This window comes from Amycolatopsis sp. CA-128772, from assembly GCF_002904295.1.
Lineage (GTDB): Bacteria > Actinomycetota > Actinomycetes > Mycobacteriales > Pseudonocardiaceae > Amycolatopsis.
Genome location: NZ_PPHG01000026.1, coordinates 47,474 through 60,385 on the forward strand (window position 1 = coordinate 47,474; position 12,912 = coordinate 60,385).

At 74.3% G+C, this 12,912-nt stretch carries 4 protein-coding genes; 1 reads left to right on the forward strand and 3 read right to left on the reverse strand.

Features of this window, described 5'->3' with window-relative positions; translation table 11 throughout:
- The first annotated feature begins 3 nt into the window (after window positions 1-3).
- Entirely contained in the window at window positions 4-9,453 is a 9,450-nt protein-coding gene (locus C2L59_RS11690) for an SDR family NAD(P)-dependent oxidoreductase (RefSeq protein WP_370444731.1), read from the forward strand.
- A gap of 123 nt (window positions 9,454-9,576) precedes the next feature.
- Here the strand turns inward: C2L59_RS11690 and C2L59_RS11695 are convergent, their stop codons facing one another.
- The 3 genes from C2L59_RS11695 to C2L59_RS11705 are packed head-to-tail and all read right to left on the reverse strand — an operon-like array spanning window position 9,577 to window position 12,705.
- A complete protein-coding gene (locus C2L59_RS11695) occupies window positions 9,577-10,344 on the reverse strand; it encodes an ABC transporter permease (protein WP_103349564.1) in 768 nt (255 codons plus the stop codon).
- Entirely contained in the window at window positions 10,334-11,305 is a 972-nt protein-coding gene (locus C2L59_RS11700; RefSeq protein ID WP_103349565.1) for an ATP-binding cassette domain-containing protein, read from the reverse strand. The genes C2L59_RS11695 and C2L59_RS11700 overlap by 11 nt, the downstream gene beginning before the upstream one ends.
- Window positions 11,302-12,705 (reverse strand): glycosyltransferase, encoded by a 1,404-nt coding sequence (locus C2L59_RS11705; protein ID WP_103349566.1) that lies wholly within the window; start codon window positions 12,703-12,705, stop codon window positions 11,302-11,304. Before C2L59_RS11705 ends, C2L59_RS11700 begins: the two co-directional genes overlap by 4 nt.
- Window positions 12,706-12,912 lie beyond the last annotated feature (207 nt).

Sequence of the window (12,912 nt, forward strand, 5' to 3'; positions counted from 1 at the left end):
TACCTGAAGTGGGTCACCGCCGACCTGGCCAAGACGCGCAAGCGCGTCGAAGAGCTCGAAACGGCGGAACCGGAACCCGTGGCGATCGTGTCGATGGCCTGCCGCTACCCGGGCGGGGTCACCTCGCCCGAGGGGCTGTGGGACCTCGTGCTCGACGGCGGCGACGGCATCGGAGCGTTCCCGGGAGACCGGGGCTGGGACCTGGGAGGTCTGTTCGGCGATGAACGAGGACGTTCGTACGTTCGTGAAGGCGGTTTTCTCGACCACGCGGGCCGCTTCGATCCTGGCCTCTTCGGCATCTCCCCGCGCGAAGCGCTGGCCATGGACCCGCAGCAACGGCACCTCCTCGAGGTCGCCTGGGAGGTGATCGAGCGCGCCGGCCTCGACCCGCTTTCGCTGCACGGCAGCAGGACGGGCGTGTTCGCCGGCGTGATGTACCACGACTACGGCCAGGGCGCGCAGTTCCCCGAGGAGGCCCTCGGCTTCCTCGGTGTCGGCACCGCGGGCAGTGTGCTGTCCGGCCGCGTCTCCTACACCCTCGGCCTGGAAGGCCCGGCCGTCACGGTCGACACGGCGTGCTCGTCGTCGCTGGTGGCGATGCACTGGGCGGCGCAGGCGCTGCGCGCCGGGGACTGCGAGCTGGCGATCGCCGGCGGCGTGACCGTCATGGCCACTCCGGGGTCCTTTGTGGACTTCTCCGCCCAGGGCGGGCTCGCGCGGGACGGGCGCTGCAAGTCCTACGCCGAGGCCGCCGACGGCGTCGGCTGGGCCGAGGGCGTCGGGCTCGTCCTGCTGGAGCGGCTCTCGGACGCGCGTCGCCACGGCCACGAGGTCCTGGCGGTGCTGCGGGGTTCGGCGGTGAACCAGGACGGCGCGTCCAACGGGCTCACCGCGCCCAACGGGCCGTCGCAGCAGCGGGTGATCCGCCAGGCGCTGAAGAGCGCCGGCCTGGCAGCGTCCGATGTGGACGTCGTCGAGGGGCACGGCACCGGCACCCCGCTGGGCGACCCGATCGAGGCGCAGAGCCTGCTGGCCACGTACGGCAGGGGCCGGGCGACGCCGCTGCTGCTCGGCTCGGTGAAGTCCAACATCGGGCACACCCAGGCCGCCGCGGGTGTCGCCGGCGTGATCAAGATGGTCCAGGCCATGCGCCACGGTGTGGTGCCGAAGTCGGTGCACCTCGACGAGCCTTCGTCCCACGTGGACTGGACCGCGGGGGCCGTGGAGGTCGTCACCGAAAACCGCGCCTGGCCGGAGGCCGAGCGCGTCCGCCGCGCCGCCGTGTCGTCGTTCGGCATCAGCGGCACGAACGCCCACGTGATCCTCGAACAACCCGAGCCCGCCGAACGGCCCGCCACCGAAGCGCGGCCCGGGGTCCGCGCCTTCGTCGTTTCCGGACGCACCGAAGCCGCGCTCGCCGCGCAGGCCGCGCGCCTGCGCGACCACCTCGAAACCGCGGACGCGCCGGCGGCCGACGTGGCGTGGTCCCTGGCGAAGTCGCGGGCCGCGCTCGACCACCGGGCCGTGATCGTCGCCGAGGACCCGCGCGCCGACCTGGCCGCGCTGGCCTCCGGCACCCCGGGCCCGGCGGTCACCACCGGCGTCGCCGACGTCGACGGCCGGGTCGTGTTCGTCTTCCCCGGCCAGGGCGCGCAGTGGGCGGGCATGGGAGCCCGGCTGCTCGACGAGTCGCCGGTGTTCGCCGCCCGGATCGCCGAGTGCGAGGCCGCACTGGCCCCGTACACCGATTGGTCGTTGACCGAAACCCTGCGCGGCGCGGCCCCGCTCGACCGCGTCGACGTCGTGCAGCCCGCGTCCTTCGCCGTGATGGTCGCGCTGGCCGCGTTGTGGCAGGCCCACGGCATCACGCCGGACGCCGTCGTCGGGCACTCCCAGGGCGAGATCGCCGCGGCCTGCGTGTCCGGCGCGCTCGATCTCGCCGACGCCGCCCGCGTGGTCGCCCTGCGCAGCCAGGCCATCGCCCGGCGGCTCGCCGGCGCCGGGATGATGCTGTCGGTCTCGGTGCCCGCGGCCGATGTCGAAGCCCGCCTCGGCCGGTTCGCGGGCCGGCTGTCGGTCGCCGTGGTCAACAGCCCGTCGTCGGTCGTCGTCGCCGGCGACCCGGCCGCGGGGGAGGAGCTGCTCGCCGAGCTGACCGCGGCCGGCCTGCGCGCCCGCCGCATCGACGTCGACTACGCCTCGCACTCCGCGCACGTCGAGCTGATCTCCGGCGAGCTGGCGACCGCGCTCGCCGGGCTGCGGCCGCGGCCGTCGGAGATCCCGTTCTTCTCCACGGTGGATGGTGACTGGCTCGACACGACCCGGATGGACGCCGGCTACTGGTACCGGAACCTCCGGCAGCGCGTCCGGTTCGAAGAAGCCATTCGAGAGCTGCTTTCCCTCCAGTACAACGCCTTCCTGGAAATCAGCTCGCACCCGGTGCTCACCGTGCCGCTGCAGGAGATCGCCGAGGACGCCGGTGCCCGCGCGGTCGTCACCGGGACGCTGCGCCGCACCGACGGCGGCCTCGACCGGTTCCTGACGTCGGTGGCCAAGGCCCACGTCCGCGGGGTCAGCCCGGACTGGGCGAGCTTGCTGGCCGAGGGCGCACGGGTCGTCCCGCTGCCGACCTACGCCTTCCAGCACGAGAACTACTGGCCCGAGCCCGCCTCGGTGAGCAGCGCGGACCCGGCTGACGCCGAATTCTGGACCGCCGTCGACGACGCCGACTTCGGTAGCCTCAGCAGCACCCTGGACGTCGAAGCGGACGCGCTGACCCGGGTGCTGCCCGCGCTGTCGTCGTGGCGCCGCCGCCGCGGCGAGCAGTCCGTGGTGGACGGCTGGCGCCACCGCGTCACCTGGAAGCCGCTGCCCGCGGGCGCGCCCGCGGCCGGTCGCTGGCTCGCGCTGGTGCCCGAAGGCCTGGACATCCCCCTCGACGCCGACCGCCTGGTGGTGGCGCCGGACGCCGACCCGGTCGGCGTCCTCCGGGACGGCCTCGACGGCGAGTACGCCGGCGTCGTCTCGTTCCTGGAGCTCGACGGGACGACGTTCACCATGACCGCCGCGCTGGTGGAGTTCCTCGCCGCCACTGATCCGGTGGTGCCGCTGTGGGCCGTCACCCGCGGCGCGGTGTCCGTCGGCCGGTCGGACCCGCTCGCCGACCCGGCCCGCGCCGCGCTGTGGGGCGCCGGGCGCGTCCTGGCCCTGGAGCACCCGCGGGCCTGGGGCGGCCTGATCGACCTGCCCGAAACCCTCGACGAGCGGGCGGCGGCCCGGTTCGCCGCCGCCCTCGGCGGCCCGGAAGACCAGGTCGCCGTCCGGGCGTCCGGGCTCTTCGGCCGCCGGCTCGTGCACGCCGCGGCCGGAGGCGCCGCCGAGCCGTGGCGCCCGCACGGCACGGTGCTGGTCACCGGCGCCGGCGAAGGCTTCGGCGCGCGCGTCGCCGAGTGGGTCACCGAGTGCGGTGCCGAAGTCGTGACCGACGTTCCCGGGGACCGGCCGCTGACCGCCGTCGTGCACACCGCCGGGATGACCGGCGACCCCGGCGCGTGGGCCACCGCCGTCCGCCTCGACGAGGCCCTCGCCGATACCGAACTGGAAGCGTTCGTGCTGTTCACGTCGGTGAGCGCGGTGTGGGGGGCCGAAGGGCAGCGCGACCGCGCCGCCGTCGACGCCGGCCTCGAAGCGCTCGCTCGGCACCGGCGGGACCGCGGCCGGACGGCGACCGCGATCGCGTGGAGTGCCTGGGCGGACACCGGCGTCGCCGAAGACGACGAAACCGCCGGGTTCCTGCGCGCCCGCGGCCTTCCGCCGCTGCCGGTCGGGCAGGCGCTGCTCGCGCTCGGCCAGGCCGTCGCCCACGACGACACCGCCGTCGTGCTCGCCGACGTCCGGTGGGACCGGTTCGTCCCCGCGGTCACCTCGCGGCGCGACGGCACCCTGCTCGACGAGCTGCCCGAGGTACGGGCGCTCGACGCGGCGCCCGGCGCCGACGTCACCTCGACCTCGGCCCTGCTGGGCCGCCTGCGCGAGGCCGACCCGCGCGAGCGGGAAACCCTGCTGCTGGACCTGGTCCGCGAGCAGGTCGCCGGCCTGCTCGGCTACGCGGGCGCGGCGGCGGTCGAACCGCGCCGCCCGTTCAAGGAACTCGGCTTCGACTCGCTGACCTCGGTCGAACTGCGCAACCGGATCAACGCCGCCACCGGTCTCACCCTGCCGTCCACTTTGGTCTTCGACCACCCGCGCCCGGACGCCGTCGCCCGGTTCCTGGCCACCGAACTGCTCGGCGACGACGACCAGGTGACGGCCCCGGTCGCGGCCGGGGTGGTGGACGGCGACCCGATCGTCGTGGTCGGCATGAGCTGCCGCTATCCGGGTGGCGTCCGCTCGCCCGAAGACCTGTGGCGCCTGGTCGCCGACGGCACCGACGCGATCACGGAGTTCCCCGGCGACCGCGGCTGGGACCTGCTCGGCCTGCGCGACGGCGCGTCCTACGTCCACGAGGGCGGCTTCGTCGACGGCGTCGCGAACTTCGACGCCGGCTTCTTCGGCATCTCGCCGCGCGAAGCCCTGGCGATGGACCCGCAGCAGCGTCAGCTCCTCGAAGTGGCGTGGGAGCTGTTCGAACGCGCCGGCGTCGACCCCGAAGACCTGCGCGGCAGCACCACCGGCGTCTACGTCGGCGGCTCCGGCAACGGCTACTCGCCGCCGCCGGAACTGGCCGGGCACCTGCTCACCGGCGCCGCCACCAGCGTGCTGTCCGGCCGGATCTCCTACCTGTTCGGCCTGGAAGGCCCGTCGGTCACCGTCGACACCGCGTGCTCGTCCTCGCTGGTCGCGCTGCACATGGCCGCGCGGGCGCTGGCCGCCGGCGAGTGCTCGCTGGCCGTCGCGGGCGGGGTCACCGTGATGGCGACGCCCAGCGCCTTCGTCGAGTTCAGCTACCAGGGCGGCCTCGCCCCGGACGGCCGCTGCCGGTCGTTCGCCGAGACCGCGGGCGGCACCGGCTGGGCCGAGGGCACCGGCCTGCTGCTGCTGGAACGGCTGTCCGACGCGCGCCGCCACGGACACCCGCCGCTGGCCGTGCTGCGCGGCACCGCCGTCAACTCCGACGGCGCCTCCAACGGCCTCACCGCCCCCAACGGCCCCTCGCAGCAACGCGTGATCCGCCAGGCCCTCGCCGCCGCCGGACTGTCCACTTCGGACGTGGACGCCGTCGAGGCGCACGGCACCGGCACGTCGCTGGGTGACCCGATCGAAGCCCAGGCCCTGCTCGCCACCTACGGCCAGGACCGGGAAGAGCCCCTGCTCCTCGGCTCGATCAAGTCGAACCTGGGGCACGCCCAGTCGGCTGCCGGCGTCGCGGGCGTGATCAAGATGGTCGAGGCCATCCGCCACGGCGTCCTGCCGAAGACCCTGCACCTCGACGAGCCGACGTCCCAAGTGGACTGGACGGCCGGGGCGGTTTCGCTGCTCACCGAGGAACGCGCGTGGCCCGAAACCGGGCGACCGCGCCGCGGGGCGGTGTCGTCGTTCGGTGTCAGCGGCACCAACGCGCACGTCGTCCTCGAACAGGCCGAGGCCACCGAGGTGCTTCCCGCCTCGGTGGCCGGCCCGGTGCCGGTCCTCCTCTCCGCCCGGACCCCGGAGCGGCTCGCCGCCCAAGCCGCGCGGATCGCGGACTTCCTCGCCACCGAACCGGATCTCACGGATCTCGCCGCCGCGCTGGCCACGACCCGCACGCACTTCGACCACCGGGCCGCGGTCGTCGCGACCGACCGGGAGTCGCTGCTGGCCGGGCTGCGCGAGCTCGACGGGCCGACCGCGGCCGGGCCGGCAGGCAAGCTCGCGATCCTGTTCGCCGGGCAAGGCAGCCAGCGCCTCGGCATGGGCCGTGAACTGGCCGCCACCTACCCATTGTTCGCCGACGCGCTCGACGCCGTCCTCGCCCACCTCGACGTCGAACTCGACCGCCCGCTGCGCGAGGTCATGCACGGCGAGGACGCCGAACTGCTCAACCGGACCCAGTACGCGCAGGCGGCGATCTTCGCGTTCGAAGTCGCGCTGTTCCGGCTCCTGGAGTCGTGGGGCGTCACCGCCGATCAGCTGGCCGGGCACTCGGTCGGCGAGATCGCCGCCGCGCACGTCGCCGGGGTGTTCAGCCTGGCCGGGGCGTGCCGGCTGGTCGCCGCGCGCGGCCGGCTCATGCAGGCCCTGCCGCCGGGCGGCGCGATGCTTTCCGTGGTGGCGAGCGAAGAAGAAGTCACCCCGCTGCTCGGCGACGACGTCGTGATCGCCGCCGTCAACGGCCCGCGTTCGATCGTCGTCTCCGGCACCGAAGCCGCCGTGCTCGCGGTGGGGGAGCACTTCGCCAAGACCAAGCGGCTCGCCGTGTCGCACGCCTTCCACTCGCCGCTCATCGAACCTGCCCTGGCCGAGTTCGGCCGGGTCGTGGCCGGGCTGGACCTCGCGGCGCCGTCGATCCCGCTCGTCTCGACCGTCGCCGGGGACGCCGACTTCACCTCGCCGGAGTACTGGGTGCGGCAGGCCCGGGAAGCCGTGCGGTTCGCCGACGCCGTCACGACGCTGGCCGAAGCGGGCGTGACGACGTTCCTCGACGTCGGCCCGGACGGCGTCGCCGCCGCGATGGCGGCCGAAAACCTCACCGGCGGCGAAGTGGTCGCCGTCCGTGACGAGCCCCGGACACTGGTCACCGCGCTGACGCGGCTGCACCACGCCCGCGTTCCGGTGGACTGGGCGAAGTTCTTCGGCGGCGGGCGCCCGGTCGCGCTCCCGACGTACCCCTTCGCCCCGGAGCGCTACTGGCCCGAAGGCTTCCACGGCGCGCACGGCGACCTGCGCCTGTCCGGCCTGCACTCCGCGGAGCACCCGCTGCTCGGCGCCGGGGTCGCGCTGCCGGAGTCCGGCGGGTTCCTGTTCACCGGCGCGCTGTCGCCGCAGCTGCAGCCGTGGCTGGCCGACCACACCGCCGGCGGCGTGATCGTGTTCCCGGAGGCCGGGTTCGTCGAGCTGGCCGTCCGCGCCGGCGACGAGGTCGGCTGCGACCTCCTCGAAGAGCTGACCGTCGAGGTCCCGCTCGCGCTGCCGCCGGTCGGCGGGGTGCACGCGCAGGTCGTCGTCGGCCCGGCAGCGCCCGCCGGGACGCGGGAGCTGACCATCTGGACCCGGCCCGAAGCCGCCGGTGAGCAGGTCTGGACGCGGACCGCGGCCGGCCGGCTCGCCCCCGGCGCCCCGGAACCGGCGATCGACCCGGACCGGCCGCCGTCCGCGGTCGAACTGGTCCTCGACGGCTTCCACGAGGACCACCCCGGGATCGGTGCGGCCTTCCGCGGCCTGCGGTCGGCGTGGCGCTCGGGCGACGACGTCTACGCGGAAGTGGCACTGCCCGCGTCGCGCCAGGACGACGCCGCCGCCTTCGGGCTGCACCCGGCGCTGCTGGACGCGGCGCTGCAGGCCGTGACGCTGCTGGACCTGCCCCTTCGCCCGGTGACGGGCTGGACGCGGTTCGCGCTCCACGCCGGTGGCGCGGCGGCCGCGCGGGTCCACCTCCGCCGGACCGGCGACACGGTCACCCTCACCCTGACCGACGCCACCGGCGCACTGGTCGCGTCCGCGGAAGCCGTGTCGTTCGGGGCGGCCGCCACGCCGCCGCGGCAGCAGGGGCACGACTCGCTGTTCCACCTCGAGTGGACCCCGCTGCCGGAGGTCGCGCCGACCGGCCGGCGGTTCGCCGTGCTGGGCGAGGACGCGACCGACCTGGCCGCGCTGGTGGCCGCGGCCAAGGACGGCGGCGTGGCCGTCGTCGGAGTGGACACGAGCGGCGACCCGGTCGCCGCCACCCACCGCGCCACCGCGCTGGTGCTGGACCAGCTGCAGTACTTCCTCGCCGCCGACGACGTCCAGGTCGTGTTCCGCACCGGCGGCGGCCCCGCGGCCGCGGCTGTGCAGGGCCTGGTCCGGGCGGCGCAGTCGGAGAACCCGGGCCGGTTCGTGCTGGTCGACGGGGACGCGGCCGACGCGGCCGACGCGGCCGTCGCTTCCGGGGAACCGCAGATCTCGGTGCGCGACGGCGTGCCGCACCGCGCCCGGCTGGTCCGGGCGCCGGCGGTGCCGCAGCCGGAACCCGGCTTCGGCGACCCGGACGGCACGGTCCTCGTCACCGGCGGCACCGGCGGCCTCGGCCGGCTGCTGGCCCGCCACCTGGTGACCCACCACGGCGTCCGGCACCTGCTGCTCACCGGCCGCCGGGGCCTCGGCGCCGCGGGGGCGGCGGACCTGGTCACCGAGCTGAAGGGCCTGGGCGCGGACGTGCGCGTCGCGGCGTGCGACACCGCCGACCGCGAAGACGTCGCCGACCTGCTCTCGACCGTCCCGGAAGGCCACCCGCTGACGGCGGTCGTGCACGCGGCGGGCGTCCTCGACGACGGTGTCGTGGGCTCGCTGACCCCGGCCCGGCTGAAGAAGGTGCTGCGCCCCAAGGTGGACGGCGCCTGGCACCTGCACGAGCTGACCCGCGGGCTCGACCTGGCCGCGTTCGTCCTGTACTCGTCGGCGAGCGGCCTGCTCGGCGGCGTCGGCCAGGGCAACTACGCGGCGGCGAACTCGTTCCTCGACGCGCTGGCGGCCCGGCGTCGCGCCGAAGGCCTGCCGGCGGTGTCGCTGGCGTGGGGCCCGTGGGCGCAGGAGGACGGCATGGCGGGCGCGCTCGCCGACGTCGACGCCCAGCGCCTGGCGAAGTCCGGCATGCGCCGGTTCACCCCGGAGGAGGGGCTGGCGCTGTTCGACACCGCGGTCGCGTCCCCGGCCGCGGTGGTGGTCCCGGTGGGCCTGGACCCGGCGGTGCTGCGCGGCCACATCGTCCCGCCGGTGCTGGGGGACCTGGTCCCGAAGACCCGCCGCACGGCCCGCATCGACGCCGACGGCGTGCGGTCGTTCGTCCCCCGCCTGGGCGAGCTGGCCCCGGACGCCCGGGACCGCGAGCTGCTCGGCCTGGTCCGCGAGCTGGCGGCGAGCGTCCTGGGCCACGGCTCGCCGGCGGCGATCGACCCGGACACCGGCTTCACGGAGATCGGCTTCGACTCGCTGACGGTGGTGGAGCTGCGCAACCGCCTGGGCTACGCGACCGGCCTGACGCTGCCGGCGACGGTCCTGTTCGACCACCCGAACCCGCGGGCGCTGAGCACGCACCTGCTCGCGCTGCTGAGCCCGGAGCCGGCGGACCCGTCCGCGCAGGTGCTGTCGTCGCTGAGCCGGTTCGAGGCGCTGGCCGACGATCCCGCACTGGCTCCCGAGACCGTCGGCTTCCTGACCACGCGGCTGCGCGCGCTGCTCGACCGTCTCGGCGGGGAGAGCGAGTTCCTGGAGTCCCTGGACTCCGCCGACGACGGCGAGCTGTTCCGGCTGATCGACTCGGAGCTGAGCACCGACTGACCGGGGACATGCGTGAAGGCCACTCCAGGGAACTCCAGGTTCCCCGGGGTGGCCTTCATGCCTGCGCGGGAGACACGAAACCGGGCCGGGGGCGAACCCCGGCCCGGTTTCCGACGGGATCGATCAGGCGGCGACCGACTGGAAGGTGCGCGAGTTCCACCGCACCGCCAGCCCGGTCAGCGCGATGATCACCACCGCGGCCACCAGGGTCGGCACCAGCGGCAGGGTCTCCCGGAAGCTCGCCCGGCTGATGTCCACCACGTACGCCAGCGGGTTGAGCCGCGACAGCACGTACAGCCACATCGGCGCGCGGTCCGGGGTGATCGGCAGCAGGATGCCCGACAGCAGCGTCAGCGGCAGGATCACGATGTTGACGATCGAGGAGAACGTGTCCTCGTTGCGCAGCTTCAGCACGATCGCGTTGGCGCAGCAGGCGATCCCCAGCGCGGTCAGTGCCGTGATCGCCAGGACCAGCACCACGCCCACCACGCTCAGCGCCACGCCGAACACCAGGCTCGCCAGCAGCAGGATGATCACCCCCTGCACCAGCGACAGCGTCACCGACGGCAGGGCCTGGCCGAGGCTCAGCGCCGTGCGGCTGGCCGGGGTCACCCGCAGCCGGTCGACGGCGCCCGCGCGGATGCCCGAGAGCAGGACGAACCCGCAATACACACCGTTGGTCGCCGCGATCTGGATGATCAGCGCCGGGGTCAGGTCCACCCAGGACGTCTGGGCCGGCACGCCCGGCGTCCGGCTGACCAGCACCGCCAGCAACGGCCCGCACAGCACCAGGTACAGCACCGGCTGGATCATGCCGAGCATCAGGTACGGCTTGTTGCGCAGGGTCACCGCCAGCTCGCTGCGGTAGACCAGCATCGCTTCACGCAGCATCGGTCACCTCCCGGGTCTGCTCCCGCAGGCCGTGGCCGGTCAGGGCGAAGAACACGTCGTCGAGCGTCGGGCGCTGCACGCGCAGCGTCACCAGCGGGATGTCCTGCTGGTCCAGCGCCCGCACCAGCGGCGAGAGCACCTCCTCGCTCTGCGCGACCTGGAACCGCAGCGTCGCGTCCTCGCGGCGCAGCCCGCGCACCCCGGGCAGCCCGGCCACCAGCAGTTCCGCGTGGTCCGCGCGTTCCGGCGGCACCGTCACCTCGACGCCGTCGCCGAGCAGCCGAGACTTCAGCGCCTCCGGGGTGTCCTCGGCGACGATCACGCCGTCGTCGATCACCTGGATGCGGTCGGCCAGCGCGTCGGCTTCGTCGAGGTAGTGGGTGGACAGGAACACCGTCACGCCCTGCTCGTCGCGCAGCCGCCGGATGTGGCTCCACAGGTGGGCGCGGCTCTGCGGGTCGAGGCCGGTGGTCGGCTCGTCGAGGAACAGCACCACCGGCAGGTGCACCATGCCCAGCGCCAGGTCGAGCCGCCGCCGCTGGCCGCCGGACATCGCCGACGTCAGCCGGTCCTCCAGCCCGGTCAGGCCGAGCTGGCCGGATACTTCGCGGACGCGTTCGGCGGCGTCGGTCTTGTTGAGCCCGTAGAGGCGGGCCTGCAGCATCAGTTCCTCGCCGACCTTGCGCTCGTCGACCGTGCCGCCGCCCTGGGCGACGTACCCGATGTGCCGCCGCACGCGTTTCGGCTCGGTGAGCAGGTCGGCGCCGGCGATCCGGGCGCGCCCGGCGGTGGGCCGCAGCAACGTCGTGAGCATCCGCATGGTCGTGGTCTTGCCGGCGCCGTTCGGGCCGAGGAACGCCACGATCTCGCCGGCCTCGACCCGCAGGTCGACCCCGCGGACCGCGGCGAGGGCCCGGCCGCCGGCGGTGAAGGTGCGGGCCAGGCCCGCGGCCTCGATCACCGGCCCGACCGGGCCGGCTCGGTCGCCGGCGTGCCGGCGACGAGCGCGAGGACCGCGTCGGCGGCGCCCTCGCGGCCCCGGCCCGGCTCGTGCTGCAGCCGCGCCATTTCCCGGGCCCTGCTGGTGAACGCCGGGTTCTCCAGCACCTCGGTCAGCTTCGCGGTGACGTCGTCGGCGTCGATGCCGTGCGACGACTCGACCACCAGGCCGACGCCGGTGTCCCGCGCGCGCACGGCCTGGTCGTAGCCGTCGACGAACAGCGGGCGCAGCAGCAGCGGCTTGCCGAAGTACAGGCTCTCGATGTAGCCGTTGCCGCCGCCGTGGGTGAAGTGCGCGCGCACGTGCGGGTGGGCGAGGACGTCGAGCTGCGAGGGCAGCCACTTCTCGGCCCGCAGGTTCGACGGCAGTTCGCCGGCCGGCGGCAGCAGGTGCCACGCCTGGGCGGGCAGCCGCCAGAGCACGGCGTGCTTGCCCTCGAGCCGCCGCGCGACCTCGACCAAGCCCTTGATCTCGGCCTCGCTCATCCGCACGACCGTGCCGAATCCGATGTAGACGACCGATTCGTGCCGGTCGAGCCAGCCCTTGACGTCCCGTTCGTCCGGCAGCTCCGGCAGCGGCGGCACGATCGCGCCGAGCATCCGGAAGTGCGCCGGGATGTCGACCGGGTACTCCAGCTCGGCGAGCGAGTAGACCAGCACGAGCGCGGCTTCGTCGATCCGGGAGGTGTACTTGGCGGCCAGGCGCGAGACGCCGAGCTCCTTGTTGGCCTTGACGTACTCGACGACCCGCTTGCGCAGCAGCGAATCGGTGAAGTACAGCGCCTTGCGGCGGAACCCGAACCACGCGTTCGCCAGGCGCTGCCCGGTGGTCATTTCCAGCGGCAGCCCGGAGTGCGGCACGGGGAAGCCCGGCGGCAGCTTCGTCAGGTGGTTGCTCACCGAGAACGGCACGCTCACGACGTGCGGGATCTGCTGCGTCACGGCCAGCTCGAACCCGGCGTGCAACAGCGAGTCGATCACCATCGCGGCCGGCTCGACCTCGCGCACGATCTCGGTGAGCGCGCGGTAGGCCTGGTCGCGGAAGCGGGTGTCGAAGGTGTGGCGCATCAGTGCTTTGTGGGCCTTCCAGCGGGACTTCTGGGTGACCGCGTGGTAGGTCTCGTCGTCCCACTCCCCGGACGACAGCTCGGGGATCGGCGCCCCGAGCGACCGGAACTCGATCCGGCTGCCGGAGCCGTCGGCTCCGATGGCCTCGACCTCGGCGCGGCGGTTGTCGAAGGTGGCGAAGCAGACGTCGGGGACCCCGCGCCGGGACAGTTCCGCCGCCAGCACGAGCAGGGAGTTGACCAGCCCGCTGTCGGGTGAGCTGACGAACAGGATCGGACGCCGTTCTCGGCTCATGGCGAAGCACCTTTCCTCGGCGGGAGCACACGGCCGCCGCGACCGTAACAACGCCGTTTCCGTGATTCCCCTACATTCCGCGGCCCGGCCGCCGGGCGGGCGGCGAAGACTAAGGGTTTGCCGGCGCCGGACGGGGTTGACTCACGCTTTGCGGAACCCGGACCCGCGGTGCCGCGAGTCCCGGCCGGACGACACCGAGAGGCGAGG